This window comes from Archangium sp., assembly GCF_057119385.1.
The window spans coordinates 1-16,622 of sequence record NZ_DBNGVP010000176.1 but is presented as its reverse complement, the minus strand read 5'-3'; the positions used below and the strand labels follow the sequence as shown (position 1 = coordinate 16,622).

The following is a 16,622-nucleotide window of genomic DNA, read 5'->3' as shown; positions in this document are numbered from 1 at the left end:
GGGAAAGACCGTGACGGTACCCAACGCCTCCCAGGCGCCCGCGCAGGAGCAGCACACGAACATCTGGAAGGTGGCCGCCGCGAGCTTCATCGGCACCGCCGTGGAGTGGTACGACTTCTTCCTGTACGGGACGGCGGCGGCGCTCATCTTCAACCGCCTCTTCTTCCCGTCCTTCGACCCATTGATGGGCACGCTGGCCGCGTTCGCCACCTTCGCGGTGGGCTTCGTGGCGCGGCCGCTCGGCGGCATCATCTTCGGGCACTTCGGCGACAAGCTCGGGCGCAAGTCCATGCTCAGCGCCACGCTGATGATCATGGGCCTGGCCACGTTCGCCATCGGCCTGCTGCCCACCTACGAGAGCATCGGCGTGGGGGCGCCCATCCTGCTGGTGCTGCTGCGCATCCTCCAGGGCTTCGGCCTGGGCGGCGAGTGGGGTGGCGCGGTGCTGATGGCCGTGGAGCACGCTCCGGCGAACCGGCGCGGCTTCTACGGGAGCTGGCCGCAGATGGGCGCGCCCGCGGGCCTGCTGGTGGCCAACGCCGTGTTCTCCCTCTTCTCGAAGCTGCCCGAGGAGCAGTTCGTCTCGTGGGGCTGGCGCGTGCCCTTCCTCTTCAGCGCGGTGCTCATCGGCATTGGCGTCTTCATCCGCGTCAGCGTCGCCGAGTCCCCCGCCTTCCGCGCGCAGCAGGCCGCCCACCAGGTGTCCAAGGCCGAGAGCGCCGGCCCGCAGAAGCTCCCCATCCTCGAGGTGCTGCGCACCTACCCGCGGCAGATCCTCCTCGCCATGGGCGCGCGCTTCGCGGAGAACGGCTTCTTCTACATCGTCACCACGTTCGTCCTCACCTACGGCGTCGAGCAGCTGAAGCTGGAGAAGGCCACCATGCTCAACGGCGTGCTCGCGGCCACCACCGTGCACCTGGTGGCCATTCCCGCCTTCGGGGCCCTGTCGGACGTGGTGGGCCGCCGCCCCGTCTACCTCGGCGGTGCCGTGGCCTGCGCGCTGCTGGCCTTCCCCTTCTTCTGGCTCATCGACACGAAGTCCACGGCCCTCATCGTGGTGGCCATCTCGCTAGGCATCATCGCCCACGCGGCCATGTACGGGCCCCAGGCCAGCTTCTTCTCGGAGCTCTTCGGTACGCGCGTGCGCTACAGCGGGGCCTCGCTGGGCTACCAGCTCGCCTCCGTGTTCGCCGGTGGCCTGTCACCGCTCGTCGCCACCTTCCTGCTGTCGCAGACCGGGGGGAAGCCCTGGCCCGTGTCGCTCTACATGGTGGGCCTGGCGCTCGTCACCCTCGTCTCCGTGTACCTCTCCGCCGAGACGTTCCGCGGGCACCTCTCCGAGCCGGCCCCCCCGGCTCCGTCAGCGGGAGCCGAGGGGACTGGCGAGCGGCGCGAGGTGGCCTGAGCTTCAGGCCGCCTGCGTCTCAGTAGGCGTAGGCGGCCATGTCGGCGCGCACCACGCCGACGATGTTCTCCCAGTTGCCGTTCTGGTAGTGGTCGTGGTTCTCGCCGTCATCGCGGAACTGCACGGTGTGGTAGCTCCACTTGGCCTTGCCGTTGCTGGTGGCGGCGGTGCCCGTGTTGAGGGTGCCGTCGCAGAACCAGTCGCCGGGGTTGCAGAAGCCGCCCTTGACGGAGACGCCGCCGGTGGAGTGGTACGCCACGGCCTCGTCATCCTGGCCGGAGAGGATGCCCGAGTAGAGCGTGCCCTTGGCGGCGGCGAACATGTAGAACCACTTGGAGCGCGTGGTGTTGTGGTTGTACATGGAGCGCGCCGTGCTGGTGGTCAGGTCGCCCACGATGGGATCGCTCGTCGCCCACTCGCCGTTGTCGGCCAGCTCGCTGCCGCCGCCGGCGCCCGAGGCCACGTCCACCCACTTGATGTTCCAGCCCACCTGCGTGGTGCCGTCCGTGTTGCCGCACACGCCCGTGGAGTTGGGGACGGCGTTCTTCTTGTAGCGCGCCGAGCCGCCGTACAGGGACAGCGCGTAGCCGATCTGCAGGTTGCCCGCGCTGTGCACGGCGATGTAGCACCAGTTGGAGCCGGTGCAGAAGCAGTCCAGCGCGTCACGGATGCGGAAGTTCTCCACGGAGATCTTCTGCCGGCCATCCCAGTTGACGGCCTTCTTGTTCACGCCGGCCGCGACGGTGCTCGGGCCCCAGTTGGAGAAGTCGGCGTAGTTGCCGCGCTGGGTACCGCCGCCATTCTTGCCGTGGATCCACAGCGTGTAGTTGGTGGCCGAGGCCTCCGGGGCCACGAGGAGCGCGGCGGTGGCCGTCGCCGCGATGACTGCCGTACGGATGTGCATGGGGAACTTCCTGTGTGGGGGGTTCACGCCCGCCTGTCTTCCAGACGAGCGTGGGGAAAACCCTACCACCAAGATTTTCCGTTCAATACGGACACCTCTCGAAATCTGGGAAATTGTTCATATTGGTGCGGCGCGTCACCCCGGGCCCGGAGGGAGAGGAGGGGACCCGAAGGGCCGATGCTAGGCTGTGCGTGGATGAAGCTCCTCCCGCTCCAGGGTGTCTGCGCGACACTCATGCTCTCCCTGTCATGCTCAGGGCCAAGAGCCTACTTCCTGCGAACCGAGCTACCCATTCTGGAGGGAGAGCCCGGTCTCGCGGTGGCACCTGGACCCTGGAAGCATGACGACATCGCCGCCGTGGTCTCGGATGCATCCGATATTCCGGATGACCTGGTCGTACCGACACTCAAGGCCTTGATGGGCGGACCTGCCCGTTCTCGGCTTCGCTCACAACCACCCCTGCGGAACGATCATGAGCGGCCCGGATCTGACCATCTTTCCCCTGGTAGAGTCAGGTGAGGGAGTCTGGATGATGGTGGCCTACGGGGCGACTCCCAGTGGCAGGATGGTCCGTGATTCGCGAGGAGGGTTGATTCCGGTGTGGCATTGGCTCGCCACGGGTCGACGAGACACTCCACGCTTCTACAAATGGAATCCAGCGGGTGAGGTATTCAAATGGAGCGAGGACTCGAAGCGCTGGGATTTCCAGGCGACCTGTCAGCCTCAGCCCTCCAGCATGCTGAGCCCTGGAGGCGCCTCTCCGAAGTGCATCCCCGCGTTGAAGTAGAAACCCGCCCCCTCTTCGAGTGGTGATATGTCGAAGCTCAATTACCTCGTCCTCTTTGCTTCGCTTCTGGTGGATGGGGGGAGCGAGGCCCCTCCATCCAACGCTCCGGAGGCGGACGGGGGAGCACCGGCGTTCCTCATCCAGTTCCCCGGAGTTGGACGCGGGGAGTCGAGTCTCCAGCTCGGCATCTCGGAACTGTATGCGGACATCTTCGCGCGCAGGCCCCTCTTCGCAGCCGGTATTCACTGGCCTGTTGACGTGCGTCCGTTGGCCACGTTGGAGGGCCCCGCCGTGCTCGCGGCACATGCGGCGATGCAACACGTGCTGGCTCGCTTCCCGAAGGAGTATGCGGGGAGTTGTACCTATTCCGCCCAGGCCTTGGAGGCCGTCGTTGGCGAGCAGGGCGGGCTCTACTTCGTCCGTATCAACCAACGTCCGGAGCGATGTGGACGCTTCGCCGCGGGCGTGAGCCCGACACCCGACTGGTTCGAATTGTACGCTGTCTCCCCGGACGGGAAGGTTCTGGCGCGCTATCCGTACCAGCCGTAGAGGATGGGAAATTGTTCACCCGGTGGGGCCGGGCCGCCGCCCCAGGGCGCGCGCCAGCTCCGTGCGCGCGGTGGCCAGGTTGTACGTGGCCTGGACGCGTTGCACGGCCGCGTTGGTGGCGGAGAGCTGCGCGTCGGACAGCTCGATGATGTTGCCCACGCCCCCACCGGCCCGTGGTGCGGCCGAAGTCCCAGATGAGCTGGCTGACGGACGCGCCCGCGTTGACGCCCTCGCGGCTGATGAAGCCGGACGGGGTCGTGGTGTTCACCGAGCCGCCCTCGGACAGGGAGCGCTGGTAGGTGAGGTTGGCGCTCACCTGGGGCAGCAGCGGGGCGAAGTCCTGGTCCACGCGGGCGTTGGCCGCGGTGGTGTTGGCCTGGGCCTGGCGCAGCTGCGGCTGCCGCTCGGTGGCGGTGCGCAGGGCCTCCTCCAGGGTGAGCACGCGTTGCTGGGCCCACGCCGGACTGGCGGCGAGCAGCAGGGCGAGAAGGGGAAGGAGTTTTCGCATCACTCGTACCTCAGTGCGTCGATGGGATCGAGCTGGCTCGCCTTGCGCGCGGGGTAGAGGCCGAAGCCCACGCCCACGAGCGCGCTGAAGCCCAGCGCGATGAGAATGACCTCCGGGCGGATCAACAGGGGCCACTGGAATTGGTTGGCGAGGACGCGGGCCACGCCCAGACCCACCGCCGCGCCGATGAGCCCTCCGAGCAGGGCCAGCGTCAGCGCCTCGATGAGGAACTGGGCGAGGATGTCCCGGGGCCTCGCGCCCACCGCCACGCGCACGCCAATCTCCCGGGTGCGCTCGGTGACGCTCACCAGCATGATGTTCATGATGCCGATGCCGCCCACCACCAGGGACACGGCGGCGATGGAGGCCAGCAGCAGGCTGAGCGTCTCGGTGCTCTGCTGGCGGCTGTTGGCCAGCTCGGACAGGTCCCTCACGTCGAAGTCATCGGGGGTGTTCTCGCCCAGCCGGTGCCGCTCGCGCAGCAGCGTGCTGATGTCCTCCCGGGCCTTCGCGGTGCCGGCGCTGGCATCCGCCTGCACGTTGAGGACGCCGGTGATGTACTTGCCCAGGCTCTGGGACTGGAGCTGCCGCTGGAAGGTGGTGGCGGGGACGAGGATGCTGTCGTCGTAGTCCTGCCCCATGGGCGACTGTCCCTTGCGCGCCGTCATGCCGATGATGGTGAAGGGCGTCTTCTTGATGCGGATGACCTGGCCCACCGGGTCGAAGCCCGCGCCATACAGCTTCTCCACCACCGTCTGGCCGATGACGGCCACCTTGGTGCCCGCCTCCACGTCCGCCTCGGTGAAGCGCCGGCCCGTGGCGATGCTCCAGCCGCGCACGTCGAAGTAGTCGGGCGTGGTGCCCGTGACGCTCGTGGTCCAGTTCTGGTCCTCGGAGAACACCTGGGTGTTGGTGCGCATCTCCGGGGCGGCGGCGCGCACGCTCGGCAGCTGCGTGCGGATGGCCTCCAGGTCGTCCCAGGTGAGGGTGGGCTGGCTGCCGAAGCCTCCCCGCGCGCCGCCCGAGTTGGTGGAGCCGGACATGACGATGAGCATGTGGGTGCCCATCGCGTCGAACACCTTCTGGACGCTGGCCCGGGCCCCATCGCCGATGGCCACCATGGCGATGACGGCGCCCACGCCGATGATGATGCCCAGCGCGGTGAGGAAGGAGCGCATCTTGCTGCGCAGCAGTGAGCGCACCGCCAGCGACATCGTCTCGAGCACGTTCATGACACGGCCTCCTCGAGCGGCGGCACTTCCGCGGGCACCGGCTGCTGGCGCTTGTCCGAGATGATGCGTCCGTCCCTCACCACCACCACGCGCCCGGCATGGCTGGCGATGTCCGATTCGTGCGTCACCAGCACGAGGGTGATGCCCTCGTGACGGAGCTCCTGGAAGAGCGCCATCACCTCGATGCTGGTACGCGAGTCCAGGTTGCCCGTGGGCTCGTCGGCGAGGATGACGCGGGGCTGGCTCACCAGCGCCCGGGCGATGGCCACGCGCTGCTGCTGGCCACCGGAGAGCTGGCGCGGGTGGTGCTCCAGGCGCGCGCCCAGGCCCACCCGCTCGAGTGCCTCACGGGCCCGCCGCTTGCGCTCGCGCGCGGGCACCCCGGCGTAGAGCAGGGGCAGCTCCACGTTCTCCAGGGCGCTGGTGCGCGCCAGCAGGTTGAAGCTCTGGAAGACGAAGCCCAGCATGCGGTTGCGCACGATGGCCAGGCCATTGCGGTCCAGGCGCGACACGTCCTGGCCGTCCAGGAAGTACTGGCCCGAGGTGGGCCGGTCCAGACAGCCGAGGATGTTCATCAGGGTGGACTTCCCCGAGCCGCTCGAGCCCATGATGGCCACGAACTCGCCCGGCTCCACGTTGAAGTCCACGCCCCGCAGGGCCGCCACCTCCACGTCTCCCGTCCGGTAGATCTTGCTCACGCCCCGCAGTGCGATGAGCGGCATCTGCTGTCGCTGACCGTTCATGTCGCGCCTCACGCCTGCCTAGAAGGGCCCCGGGGGACGGAATCCCCCACCGGACCTGCCGCCGCCCATGCCACCCATGCCACCCATGCCGCCCGTCCGTTGGCCGGAGCCCTGGCTCGTGCCCTGCGTGGACTGCGCGCCCGCGGCCATGGCGGTGATGACCTGAGCTCCCTCGCGCAGCTCGCCCTCCACCTCCGTGTACGTGCCGTCCGTCACGCCGGGCTTCACGCGCACGGGCCGGGGCTTCCCGTCGCGCAGCACGAACACCGTCTTGGTGCCGGGGGCGGGCTTCTCGAACGCTCCCGGGCCATTCGGAGCACCCGCACCGCCCACGCCAGGGCCCTGCGGGGCCGCTCCCTCGGGAGGCGCTGGAGGCCGGAAGCGCAGCGCCGCGTTGGGCACGGTCACCACGTTCTCCCGGTGCGCGGTGACGAAGGTGACATTGGCTGTCATGCCCGGCTTGAGCTTCAGCTCCGGGTTGGCCACGTCGATGACGGCGTCATAGGTGACGACGTTCTGCACCGTCTGCGAGGCGTTGCGGATCTGCCGGATGACGCCCTCGAAGTTCACCCCCGGCCAGGCATCCACGGTGAAGGTGGCGCGCATGCCGTCCTGGAGCCGGCCCACGTCGGACTCGGCCACGCTGGTGTCCACCTGCATCTTGCGCAGGTCCTCGGCGATGGTGAACAGGGTGGGGGCCTGCAGCGAGGCCGCCACCGTCTGGCCCACGTCCACGCTGCGCGAGATGACGATGCCGTCGGTGGGCGACACGATGGTGGCGTAGCGCAGGTTGACCTCCGCCTCGTTGAGTGCCGCCTGGGCCTGGGCCAGCGCGGCCTCGGCCGAGGTCACCTGGGCCTGGGACACCTGGGCGGCGGACTCGGCGGTGTCCAGCTCCGACTGGGAGATGAACTGCTGGTCACGCAGCGTCTTGGAGCGCTCGGCCTGGCGGCGGGAGTTGTCCGCCTCCACGCGCGCCTTCTGCACGTTGGCCCTCGCGGCGATGAGGTTGGCCCGGGACCGCTCCACCGCGGCTTGGAGCAGCTGCGGATCGATGCGGGCAATCACCTGGCCCTTCTTCACCGGCGAGTTGTAGTCGACGAGGATTTCCTGGATACGGCCGGACACCTGGCTGCCGACCTGGACCGTCACCAGGGCGGACACGGTGCCCGTCGCCGTCACGCGCGACTCGACATCGCGCCGCTGCACCGCCGCCGTCTCGAAGCTGGCGGCCGGGTCCTTCGCCTTGGGCTCGAGCAGCCACACGCCCGCGGCCACCACCACGGCGATGACGCCCAGCCACAAGGGCCACCGGGCGGGCAGGTGCCAGCGCCGGGTGTCTTCCACCGGCAGGGACCTGGGCTGGAGGGGAGGGGACTGCTCTTCGCGTCGCGGTAGCTCGGTCGTTGACCTCATGGGCCGAGATCTATGCGTCGCGATGTTTCGGTGAATCTCGCCGTTATTACGAAAGATGACGGGCGAGGTCCGCCATCATGGCCGCTTGCCCTGCGTCAGGTCCGCCGAGCGATGCCTCTCTCGTCAGGGGATCTTCTCCGGCTCACTGATGAACAGGGCGTGAAACAAGAAGATACGACCCGGGAGCACTTGGAGGGGGACGAGGTCTCACCGCCTGACCATTCAGGGACGGTTGGACGCTTGCTCCCGGGTCGCATCCTGGAAGATGCACACCGGTTGTTAACCGCGCGCTTCGAGGAGATGACGAAATATTTCCGAGCGGAGAGGGATTTCGGGAGGCTCAACCCGCGCGCGTGCGCAACCAGGGCCAGGCGACGGCGGCGGCGGGCCTGAAGGTGGCCTTCTCCGCGGGGAACCCGGCCTCGGGCGGCACGCTGCTCGCCGTGGCCCGGCTCGCCGAGGCGCTGCCCGCGGGCACGGACGTCCTCGTCACCACCTCCGTGGCCTCTCCCGGCTCCGGCACCGCCGAGCTCTTCGTCCGCGTGGACGATGACGGCACGGGCTCGGGCCGCGACGCCGAGTGCCGCGAGGACAACAACACCGCCTCCGCCTCGGTGGACCTCACCTGCGAGGTGCCTCCGGGCAACCTGCCGCCGGTGGCCCTCTGCCGTGACGTCACCGTGCCCGCGGATGCTTCCTGCCAGGGCTACGCCAGCGTGGACAACGGCAGCCATGACCCGGACCACGGCCCGGCGACCGTCACCTGCTCGCGGCCCTCCGGCTCGCTCTTCCTGCCAGGCCTGACGAACGTCACGTGCACCGCCACGGACGCGTCCGGCAACACCGCCTCGTGCGACTTCGGCATCCGCGTGAGCGCCGCCATCTCCCTGCCGTAGCGTCCGGCGCGTGACACCGGGCCGGGAAAGCTCCCAGTTCCCATCAGCTTTCCTGGCCCGCCTGTCCGGCCCATGACGAGGTTTGGGCTCACGGCAAATTTTTCCCCTACCTGAGTTTGGGGGAGTGGGTTAGAGTCCACCCACGGTGTGTCGGAACCGACACCTCTCTGTGTCCCAAGAGTCCTCTGCCCCCCGGAGGCTCCAACACGAGGGAAGAAGTATGGGTAACGCACAGCAGCATTCGTCTCTGGCCGTCCCCCCCCGGTCCTCGCGGTCCACGCCCGCCATCGTCGCGATGGCCCCGCCCGCGCTGGCCAGCGTGTGGGGAGAGCCGGTGCACTTCATGCCGGAGACGCCGCGGCTTCCCGAGGAGCTGAACCGGCAGGAGCTGTTCGCGCGCATCTGCGTGAGGGATCCGTACTACGCGCTGAGCGAGGTGCGGGCGGTGGGCGAGGGCGAGCTGACGGCGCGGGTGCCGGTGGAGCAGGAGACGGGGGGCGAGGCCTCGCCCATCAACGCGGCGGAGGTGGGGCGGCACCTGGCGATTCTGGGCTCGTGTGCGTCGTCGCTGGTGAATCCCAAGGAGGGGCAGCACTACTACCTGGCGCGGCGCGCGCGGCTGGAGCGGTTGCACGCGGGCCCGCTGCCCCGGGCCACCGAGCTGCTGGTGGGCACGGCGAAGGCGGAGTTCCGGGACAAGCGCATGGCCACGGCCCAGACGCGGCTGACGGACGCGCGGGGCCAGGCGCTCTTCTCGCTGGAGGTGGACTACAACGTGCTGTCCGCGGCGGCCTTCCTGCGCCTCTTCCAGGGGGCGCGCCAGGAGATGCGCCGCGAGCCCCGGGCCGAGCGCGGGCCGCGCTGCACGTCCGGCGACTTCGCCGCGATGCGGACCAACCCCCACCGCCAGCCGCCGCCGCTGCACGGCTACGTGCGGGACGGGGAGTGCCTGAAGGCGACGCTGGGCCCGGTGAGCGCGGAGCTGTGCAAGGGCCACTTCGCCATGCACCCGGTGCTGCCGGTGGCGGTGGTGATGAGCGGCCTGTCGGGGCTGGCGGGCTCGCTGCTGCGCCAGCTGGTGGGCAACCCGGAGGCGCGCTACCTGGTGACGCGGGGCGAGGTTCGCGCCGACAGCCTCGCCTACGCCGGTGAGTCGGTGACGTTCGGCAGCCACCTCCACGGGGTGGAGGGCCGCGACTACCGCTTCTACTGCTGGGCCTCGGTGGGTGAGCGCCTGGTGGGCGTGATGGAGCTGACGCTCACCTGCCTGGAGTGAGCCTCATTCCCAGTTGATCTGGTAGTCCACCGAGTCCAGGCCGAGCACGTTGGCCCTCACGGTGCCCTTGAAGCCGAGGGCCTCGAGCGCGCCCTCGAAGATGCCCACGTGGTAGGCCGCCGGCTGCATGTCGCCGCGGTAGCTGAGGATGCAGCCCTTGGGGCCGGCGGGGCTGTGCTCGCGCTTGCCGTACGTCACCACGGTGCTGAAGGCCACGCGCGTCTGGGCGAAGAGCCGCTGCGGGTCCCCCTTGCCGAGGATGCCGAAGACGACCTGGCCCGGGCCGGTGGAGAAGTTCTGCACGCACGCGCGGCCGCAGGCGTTGAAGACCCTGTTCTCGTTGCCCAGCTGCCCCTCGAGCGCGTCCGCCGCGCCGTAGAGCATGGTGAGGTAGTCCGAGGCGGGGTAGGTCCGCAGGTCCGCGATGTCCTTGGCCAGCGAGCCGCTGCGCACCTGGCGCAGGGCCTGGGGGCCTCCCTTGCGTTCGATGAGCTCGAACACGACCCGGAAGAAGATGCCCCGCACGGAGTCCGTGGGCTTGGTGAGGGCGATGCGGGCTGCGAGCTCGTTCTTGTTCGAGGGCATGGCTGGAGTGACAGCTTACCGGTACATCACGCCGGGTCGAGAAATCGGGACTCCGGGTAGGGGATGACTATCCAACCTTTACTCGGAGTGGGGGATTCCGGCATGACACATCCACCTCCAGAAGGTGGTGAAACCGTGAAGCTCTACAGCTACTGGCGCTCGTCGTGCTCCTGGCGCGTGCGCATCGCGCTCAATCTCAAGGGCCTGCCGTACGAGTACGTGCCCGTGCACCTGGTGCGGGACGGAGGCGAGCAGAACTCCGACGCCTACCGCGCCGTCAATCCCATGCGCACCGTGCCCACGCTGGAGGTCACCGAGGGCGGCAAGGTGCACCGCCTGGGCCAGTCCATGGCCATCCTCGAGTACCTGGAGGAGCGTCATCCCTCGCCCGCCCTGCTGCCGGCCGATCCCTTCCTCCGGGCGCGCTGCCGGATGTTGTCGGAGATGGTGAACTCGGGGATCCAACCGTTGCAGAACCTGTCCGTGCTGCAGCGCATCAAGGGCGAGCTGAAGGGGGACGACAAGGCGTGGTGCGCCTATTGGATCGACCGGGGCCTGGCGGCCTTCCAGGCGGCCGTGCAGGAGACGGCGGGCGCGTACTGCCTGGGGGACGCAGTGTCCTTCGCGGACATCTGCCTGGTTCCCCAACTCTACGGGGCCCGGCGTTTCGGAGTAGACCTGGGGCCGTACGCGCTGCTCACCCGTATTGAAGCGGCGTGCGCCAGCCTTCCCGCCTTCCAGGCGGCACATGCGGACCGGCAGCCCGACGCGGTGCCGGCTTGAATCGAAGGAGTCGATGATGGCGAAGCTCGAGTCGCTGGGCATCAAGGGGTTGGAGAGCGTCCACTGGTACGTGCACGACCTGGAGCGCAGCCGGCGCTTCTACGTGGACGGGTTGGATTTCGCCGAGCAGGGCGTGTCCTCGCCGCAGCTGGAGAAGGAGGGCCGGCAGAAGTCGGCCGTCTTCCAGGCGGGCAACGTGGTGTTGGTGGTGAGCCAGCCGGTGGGCGAGGGGGGCCGCGCGTGGCGCTTCCTGCGCAAGCACCCGGACGGGGTGGGCACGCTCAACTACCAGGTGGAGGACATCGACAAGACGTACCGCCTGTTGGAGCAGCGCGGCGCCACCTTCATCACGGACATCCAGCGCTACACGGACGACAAGGGCGGCAAGCTGGCGCAGTTCTCCATCACCACGCCGTTTGGTGACACGACGTTCCGCTTCATCCAGCGGGATGGCTACAAGGCGCTCTACCCGGGCTTCGTGCAGCACGAGAAGCCGCGCGGGGGCAACAACCGCTACGGCTTCACGCACATCGACCACATCACGTCCAACTTCCAGACCATGAAGCCGATGCTCCTGTGGATGGAGCACGTGATGGGCTTCGAGAAGTTCTGGGAGATTCAATTCCACACGGAAGACGTGGCCGCGCAGCAGAAGCGCGCGCACGGCTCGGGGCTGCGCTCGGAGGTGATGTGGGATCCGGTGAGCCGGGTGAAGTTCGCCAACAACGAGCCGTTGCGGCCCTTCTTCAAGGCCTCGCAGATCAACATCTTCAACGAGGACCACAAGGGTGACGGGGTGCAGCACCTGGCGCTGGTGGTGAAGGACATCCTCACCGCGGTGAAGGACATGCGCGAGAAGGCGGGCATCTCCTTCATGCCTACGCCGGGCACGTACTACGACGCGCTGCCCCAGCGCATCCAGGACCTGGGCATCAAGAAGATCGACGAGGACATCCAGGTGCTGCGCGACCTGGAGGTGCTCGTGGACGGCGCGGGGGAGCACAGCTACCTGCTGCAGATCTTCATGAAGGACGCGGCGTCGCTCTACAAGGATCCGGGGGCGGGCCCGTTCTTCTACGAGATCATCCAGCGCAAGGGAGACCAGGGCTTCGGAGGCGGCAACTTCCGAGCGCTGTTCGAGAGCATTGAGCGTCAGCAGAACGCGGAAGGGCGGGCCTGAGCCCCACTGTCCCCTCAGTCCCCTTGCTCCTCACTGTCCCCCTATCCCCTCTCCCTTCGGGAGAGGGTCGGGGTGAGGGTATCGGGGCCCGTGCTCCAACCCGTGGCCCACGGCCCGTGCACTACCTGCAGGGGGCCGGTGTTATAGGCGTCGTTGAAGTGGTTGTAGTACCCGTCCGTAGAGCGGGTGAACGGTGCCGGTCTCGTTGAACGCGTTCGGGCCGCTCGAGTAGGTCAGGTTCGACGAGCCGAACCACACCACGTACCCGGAAGTCAAATGGGAGCAATGGCCGGGTGACTCAAATACCCTCACCCCGTCCCTCTCCCGGAGGGCGAGGGGAAATTGGGCACGGCGAAGGAGCAAGGGCCTCGTGAGGTTCGGGCGGAGTGGCTCAGGAGAAGGGCAGGGCCGCCACGGTGGCCTCGGCCGGTCCGTCGCCCACCGCCAGCACCGTGCCCGGCTCCAGGTAGTCCCGGTGCACGTACCCCAGTGCCACCGTCTGTCCCTTCAGCGGCGAGCGCACCACGCTCGTCACCCAGCCCACCTTCTTGCCGTCCTTCTTCAGCTCGGTGCCCGGTGCCGGCTCGGTGCTCCCCAGCAGCAGGCCCGCGAGCTTCCGGTTCATGTGGCCCCGGAAGGTGGCTCGGGCAATCACCTCCTGCCCGATGTAGCAGCCCTTGTTGTACGAGATGGCGTTCGTGAGGTTCGCCTCCAGCGGGATGGTGGTCTCCACCATGTCCTGTCCGTAGCGCGGCACCCCCGCCTCCACCCGCAGCATCTCGTGCGCCCGCCAACCCAGCGGTTTCAGCCCGAAGGCCGCACCCGCCGCCACCAGCGCCTTCCACACCGCCTCCAGCCCTCCCCGAGGCACCAGCAGGTCCACGCCCTCCTGTCCGGGGCGACCCACCGCCAGGACCTCCTGCCCCGCCAGGGACAGGGGCCGGGTGGCGTCCGGGGGCAGGGGGGCGAAGGGACCGCCCGACACGGCGCCCATCAGCTCGGCCGTCCGGGGTCCGAGCAGCCTCAGGACCCCCAGCTCGCCCGTGGCCTCGTGCAGCTCGGCGTCCTCGGAGATGAGGAATTTCCCCAGGAATTCCTGGACCTTGGCGCCCATCCCGGGCTCCACGTCCAGCAGCAGATCCGCCTCGCGCCGCAGGATACGGGCGTCACCTACCATGGAGCCCTTCACGGTGATCATCGCCGCGTAGGTCGCCACCCCGGCCGCCAGCCCCTTCACGTCCTGCGTCACCATCCCATGCAGGAAGCTGATGCGGTCCTCGCCGGTTATGCGCAGCGCTTCCCGGTAGGTGGCATCATGGAGGGCCACCGCCTGCCGGGCCGCCCGGTACTCGGCTTCCACGTCCCCGTAGTCGGCCACGGCCTCCCGGCCATGGACCTCCAGGAAATGGGCTCCTGCCTGCTCATGAAGAAAATGCAGAGACAGCGGTTCCATGACCGTCGCTATATAGAGGCCCGGGAGTGAATGCCACGATGGATGTGAGACACCTGTCGGACTTCATGGGCTTCTCGGCCGAGAAGCTCCAGAAGCTCAACCTCTTCAAGTCCGAGCGCTTCTTCCTGGACGTGTACTGCCTGACGCCCGGCCAGAGTCAGAAGCCCCACCGGCACGCCACCTCGGACAAGGTGTACCTCGTCCTCGAGGGGCGGTGCCGCTTCCGCATCGGCGCGGACGAGGCCTCGCATGGCCCCGGCGCCGCTCTCTTCGCACCCGCGGGCGTCGAACACGGCGTCACCAATGACGGCCCCGACAACGCCCGCCTCCTCGTCCTGATGACCCCCCCTCCGGAGCACGCATGAGCAAGAAGGCCAATCCGCCCCCTCCTGTCCCCGTCCGCGGTGCCGCGGCGCTGCTGGGCCTGGGCCTCGCCGAGGCCGCGCTCTCCATCTACCAGTGGAAGGAGCTCCTCACCCTGCGCGGCGGTGGGACCACCGCCTGCGGCATCTCCGAGAAGATCAACTGCGAGACGGTGTGGAACTCCGCCTTCGCCAGCGGCGTGCACGAGCGGCTGGGCATGCCGGTGGCCGCGCTCGGCCTGGTGTGGGGCATCGTCGCCGTGGCGCTCTCGGCGCTCTTCCTGGTGTGGCGGAGCAACGGGCACACCGTGCGTCCCGCCACCAACGGCCTGCGTCTGACGGCCGTGGCCGGTGTGGGGGCCAGCCTCGTCTTCGGGCTCGCCAGCGCGAGCGCCGGGGCGTTGTGTCCCACGTGTCTGGCCACCTACGCCCTCACGCTCTCCTTCGCCGCCGTGGCCTGGAAGGGCCTGCCCGGTCCGGTGCTGCCGCAGGCCGGGGAGTGGGGCCGGACGCTCCAGTGGTCGGGAGGCTTCGCCGCCGCCGCCTACGTGGCGCTGCTGATGCCCGGCATGCAGACGCCCAAGGCCAGCGCCGCCGTGGAGAAGGTGGCCACCATGACCTCCACCGCCGCGCCCGGCTCGCTGGAGGCGTACCTGACCAGCCTGTCCCAGCCCGAGCAGCAGGCCGTGGCCAACGCGCTCGCCCGCTACAAGAATGACACGCCGCTGCCGGCCCCGTCCGCCACGCGCCGCCGCTACGGCCCGGAGAACGCGCCGGTGAAGATGGTGGAGTGGACGGACAGCCGCTGCCCCCACTGCAAGAACCTGGTGGAGGTGCTCGCCCTCATGAAGAAGCGCCTCCCCGAGGGCAAGCTGTCGCTGGAGGCGCGCCAGTTCCCGCTCGACTCCCAGTGCAACCGCACCATGCCCCCGCAGGCCACCGATGGCTCCGGCACCCGCTGCCTCGCCGCCAAGGCGCAGATCTGCACCGAGGACGCTCCGGACTACTGGGAGCTGCGCGAGAAGCTCTTCGCCGCCCAGGCCACGCTCAATGCGCAGAACGTGCTGAGCATCATGTCCTCGGGCACCGTGACGCGCTCGCAGCTCGAGGCGTGCATCTCCAGCGCGGAGACGGAGAAGAAGCTGGCGGAGGACATCGCGTTCGCCCGGCAGCACGACTTGCACGGCACGCCGCTGGTGGTCATCAACGGCCGCGAGGCGCAAGCCATCCCGTCGTTCCTCTACGCCCTCATCATGGCGGACGGGAACCCGGACGCGGCGGCCTTCAAGGTGCTGCCCGCGCCCGCGCAGCAGGCGCTGCAGGCGCACGATCACCCCCACTGAGCGGACGGACGCCATGGGCAAGCGCGACAAGAAGCCCGAGGCGCCCGCTCCGGCGGCGCCCTTCCACAACCCCTTCGCCGCGCTCGGCCTCAAGCGCGAGGAGCTGCCCGCGGGGCCGGCTCCCGCGCCCGTGAAGGCCAAGGAGCCTGAAGGGCCCAAGGGCCCCGCGCGCGCCGTGGTGCGCATGGAGCGCAAGGGGCGGGGCGGCAAGGAGGTGACGGTGGTGGAGCAGCTGGGGCTGCCCGCCGCCGAGCTGGAGAAGTGGCTCAAGGCCCTCAAGGGGGGCCTGGGCTGCGGGGGCACGGTGGAGGAGGACACCCTGGTGCTGCAGGGCGACCAGCGCGAGCGCCTCCCCGCGCTCCTGGAGGCCCGCGGCGTGCGCCGCGTCACGGTGGGGTGAGCGCTTCGCTCGTTCCAGCGCGTGGATGCGTCGGCACGACCCCCTCAGACAGGCCGCGGATTGCCGGAGCGGCTCCCGTCCCGAGTGGCCCCAGAGGGCCCTTCAGTGGTAGACGTCTACCATCGGAGGCACACATCCACCCACACCACTGGTAGACGTCTACCAGTGAGAGGGCCTCCCGGGGACGCGCTCCCGTGGTGAGGAAGGCCCACGCGCGGCCGGTGACGGGGGGCGTCATGCTACGCTGCCCCACCTCGGAGGTGGTGCGCATGGAGCAGGCAGCGGTGGGGCGTACGGAGCAGCGGCGTCAGGCCGTGGCCCGGTGGCGGTGGCGGCAGCTGCGCAACCGGCTGTGCCGGCCCGGGGCGCAAGAGGAATTCCTACCGAAGGTGGGGGAGGGGGTGGCGGGCTTCACCCTGGAGGAGCGCCTGGGGGCGGGCAGCTACGGCACGGTGTTCCGCGCCCGGCGTGGCGAGAGGCTGTACGCGCTCAAGCTGCTGTACCTGCCGCACGCGGGCGCGTGGGCGTGGCGCGAGTTGGAGGTGCTGCTGCGGCTGCACCGGGTGCAGCTGGTGGAGGTGGACTGCCATGGGCACCACGGCGAGCACCCGGAGGCCGGGCCGCTCTTCCTCTACGTCGCCACCCCCTACGTGCCCGGCCTGCCCATGGACACGTACGTGGAGCGCCACAACCCCGGGGCGGCGTGGGCGGCCCGGGCGGTGCTGGCGCTGGCGGAGCAGTTGGGGGTGGCGCACGCGGTGGGCGTGGTGCACCGAGACCTCAAGCCGGACAACGTGGTG

Annotated in this window: 17 protein-coding genes and 1 pseudogene; 10 read left to right on the top strand and 8 right to left on the bottom strand. The window is 69.2% G+C overall.

What is annotated here, in order from left to right:
* The first annotated feature begins 10 nt into the window (after positions 1-10).
* Positions 11-1,405: an MFS transporter gene (locus AC16DP_RS41450; protein WP_329727283.1), complete on the top strand. Its 1,395-nt coding sequence runs from the start codon at positions 11-13 to the stop codon at positions 1,403-1,405.
* A 19-nt stretch (positions 1,406-1,424) separates the two neighbouring features.
* Here AC16DP_RS41450 and AC16DP_RS41445 read toward each other — a convergent pair whose 3' ends face one another.
* Positions 1,425-2,309 carry a hypothetical protein gene (locus AC16DP_RS41445; protein WP_329727284.1) on the bottom strand — a complete coding sequence of 295 codons (885 nt, stop codon included), beginning with the start codon at positions 2,307-2,309 and terminating at the stop codon, positions 1,425-1,427.
* Positions 2,310-3,123: 814 nt separating this feature from the next.
* On the opposite strand from AC16DP_RS41445, the gene AC16DP_RS41440 reads away from it, so the two are divergent.
* Positions 3,124-3,645: a hypothetical protein gene (locus AC16DP_RS41440; protein WP_329727285.1), complete on the top strand. Its 522-nt coding sequence runs from the start codon at positions 3,124-3,126 to the stop codon at positions 3,643-3,645.
* Between the two features lie 15 nt (positions 3,646-3,660).
* Here the strand turns inward: AC16DP_RS41440 and AC16DP_RS41435 are convergent, their stop codons facing one another.
* From AC16DP_RS41435 to AC16DP_RS41415, 5 genes and pseudogenes are all read right to left on the bottom strand, one after another.
* The gene (locus AC16DP_RS41435) at positions 3,661-3,804 is read right to left on the bottom strand and encodes a hypothetical protein (protein ID WP_329727286.1); all 144 of its coding nucleotides are present in this window, start codon (positions 3,802-3,804) and stop codon (positions 3,661-3,663) included.
* A 10-nt stretch (positions 3,805-3,814) separates the two neighbouring features.
* Positions 3,815-4,153 (bottom strand): annotated as a pseudogene (locus tag AC16DP_RS41430) (TolC family protein); the annotation flags it as partial.
* Complete coding sequence (locus tag AC16DP_RS41425) at positions 4,153-5,385, bottom strand: ABC transporter permease (RefSeq protein WP_329727287.1); 1,233 nt, start codon at positions 5,383-5,385, stop codon at positions 4,153-4,155. The pseudogene AC16DP_RS41430 and the gene AC16DP_RS41425, both read right to left, overlap by 1 nt.
* Positions 5,382-6,128, bottom strand: a complete 747-nt coding sequence (locus AC16DP_RS41420; protein ID WP_329727288.1) for an ABC transporter ATP-binding protein — start codon at positions 6,126-6,128, stop codon at positions 5,382-5,384. The genes AC16DP_RS41425 and AC16DP_RS41420 overlap by 4 nt, the downstream gene beginning before the upstream one ends.
* 18 nt (positions 6,129-6,146) lie before the next feature.
* A complete protein-coding gene (locus AC16DP_RS41415) occupies positions 6,147-7,544 on the bottom strand; it encodes an efflux RND transporter periplasmic adaptor subunit (RefSeq protein ID WP_329727289.1) in 1,398 nt (465 codons plus the stop codon).
* Between the two features lie 353 nt (positions 7,545-7,897).
* Here AC16DP_RS41415 and AC16DP_RS41410 point away from each other — a divergent pair, with 353 nt between their 5' ends.
* The gene (locus tag AC16DP_RS41410) at positions 7,898-8,440 is read left to right on the top strand and encodes an HYR domain-containing protein (RefSeq protein WP_329727290.1); all 543 of its coding nucleotides are present in this window, start codon (positions 7,898-7,900) and stop codon (positions 8,438-8,440) included.
* 220 nt (positions 8,441-8,660) lie between these two features.
* Positions 8,661-9,716: a hypothetical protein gene (locus AC16DP_RS41405; RefSeq protein WP_329727291.1), complete on the top strand. Its 1,056-nt coding sequence runs from the start codon at positions 8,661-8,663 to the stop codon at positions 9,714-9,716.
* Positions 9,717-9,719: 3 nt separating this feature from the next.
* Here the strand turns inward: AC16DP_RS41405 and AC16DP_RS41400 are convergent, their stop codons facing one another.
* On the bottom strand, positions 9,720-10,301 hold the full coding sequence (locus tag AC16DP_RS41400) for a TIGR02265 family protein (protein WP_329727292.1): 582 nt from the start codon (positions 10,299-10,301) through the stop codon (positions 9,720-9,722).
* Between the two features lie 102 nt (positions 10,302-10,403).
* On the opposite strand from AC16DP_RS41400, the gene maiA reads away from it, so the two are divergent.
* Entirely contained in the window at positions 10,404-11,084 is a 681-nt protein-coding gene (gene maiA / locus AC16DP_RS41395) for a maleylacetoacetate isomerase (protein ID WP_329727293.1), read from the top strand.
* Between the two features lie 16 nt (positions 11,085-11,100).
* Entirely contained in the window at positions 11,101-12,264 is a 1,164-nt protein-coding gene (gene hppD, locus AC16DP_RS41390; protein WP_329727299.1) for a 4-hydroxyphenylpyruvate dioxygenase, read from the top strand.
* A 391-nt stretch (positions 12,265-12,655) separates the two neighbouring features.
* On the opposite strand, the gene ygfZ is transcribed toward hppD, so the two are convergent.
* Complete coding sequence (gene ygfZ / locus AC16DP_RS41385; RefSeq protein ID WP_329727294.1) at positions 12,656-13,717, bottom strand: CAF17-like 4Fe-4S cluster assembly/insertion protein YgfZ; 1,062 nt, start codon at positions 13,715-13,717, stop codon at positions 12,656-12,658.
* A 38-nt stretch (positions 13,718-13,755) separates the two neighbouring features.
* Here ygfZ and AC16DP_RS41380 point away from each other — a divergent pair, with 38 nt between their 5' ends.
* From AC16DP_RS41380 to AC16DP_RS41365, 4 genes are all read left to right on the top strand, one after another.
* Positions 13,756-14,082, top strand: a complete 327-nt coding sequence (locus AC16DP_RS41380) for a cupin domain-containing protein (protein ID WP_329727295.1) — start codon at positions 13,756-13,758, stop codon at positions 14,080-14,082.
* Positions 14,079-15,422, top strand: a complete 1,344-nt coding sequence (locus AC16DP_RS41375; protein WP_329727296.1) for a vitamin K epoxide reductase/DsbA family protein — start codon at positions 14,079-14,081, stop codon at positions 15,420-15,422. Before AC16DP_RS41380 ends, AC16DP_RS41375 begins: the two co-directional genes overlap by 4 nt.
* Before the next feature lie 13 nt (positions 15,423-15,435).
* A complete protein-coding gene (locus AC16DP_RS41370; protein WP_329727297.1) occupies positions 15,436-15,822 on the top strand; it encodes a translation initiation factor in 387 nt (128 codons plus the stop codon).
* Between the two features lie 194 nt (positions 15,823-16,016).
* Positions 16,017-16,622: protein kinase domain-containing protein (locus tag AC16DP_RS41365; protein WP_483957047.1), on the top strand; the 606-nt coding region annotated here is incomplete at its 3' end.

Coding starts and splice junctions, on each gene's coding strand:
- AC16DP_RS41445 (WP_329727284.1), bottom strand. CDS start 2,309: ATGCACATCCGTACGGCAGTCATCGCGGCGACGGCCACCGCCGCGCTC.
- AC16DP_RS41440 (WP_329727285.1), top strand. CDS start 3,124: ATGTCGAAGCTCAATTACCTCGTCCTCTTTGCTTCGCTTCTGGTGGAT.
- AC16DP_RS41425 (WP_329727287.1), bottom strand. CDS start 5,385: ATGAACGTGCTCGAGACGATGTCGCTGGCGGTGCGCTCACTGCTGCGC.
- AC16DP_RS41420 (WP_329727288.1), bottom strand. CDS start 6,128: ATGAACGGTCAGCGACAGCAGATGCCGCTCATCGCACTGCGGGGCGTG.
- AC16DP_RS41415 (WP_329727289.1), bottom strand. CDS start 7,544: ATGAGGTCAACGACCGAGCTACCGCGACGCGAAGAGCAGTCCCCTCCC.
- AC16DP_RS41405 (WP_329727291.1), top strand. CDS start 8,661: ATGGGTAACGCACAGCAGCATTCGTCTCTGGCCGTCCCCCCCCGGTCC.
- AC16DP_RS41400 (WP_329727292.1), bottom strand. CDS start 10,301: ATGCCCTCGAACAAGAACGAGCTCGCAGCCCGCATCGCCCTCACCAAG.
- maiA (WP_329727293.1), top strand. CDS start 10,404: ATGACACATCCACCTCCAGAAGGTGGTGAAACCGTGAAGCTCTACAGC.
- hppD (WP_329727299.1), top strand. CDS start 11,101: ATGGCGAAGCTCGAGTCGCTGGGCATCAAGGGGTTGGAGAGCGTCCAC.
- ygfZ (WP_329727294.1), bottom strand. CDS start 13,717: ATGGAACCGCTGTCTCTGCATTTTCTTCATGAGCAGGCAGGAGCCCAT.
- AC16DP_RS41380 (WP_329727295.1), top strand. CDS start 13,756: ATGGATGTGAGACACCTGTCGGACTTCATGGGCTTCTCGGCCGAGAAG.
- AC16DP_RS41375 (WP_329727296.1), top strand. CDS start 14,079: ATGAGCAAGAAGGCCAATCCGCCCCCTCCTGTCCCCGTCCGCGGTGCC.
- AC16DP_RS41370 (WP_329727297.1), top strand. CDS start 15,436: ATGGGCAAGCGCGACAAGAAGCCCGAGGCGCCCGCTCCGGCGGCGCCC.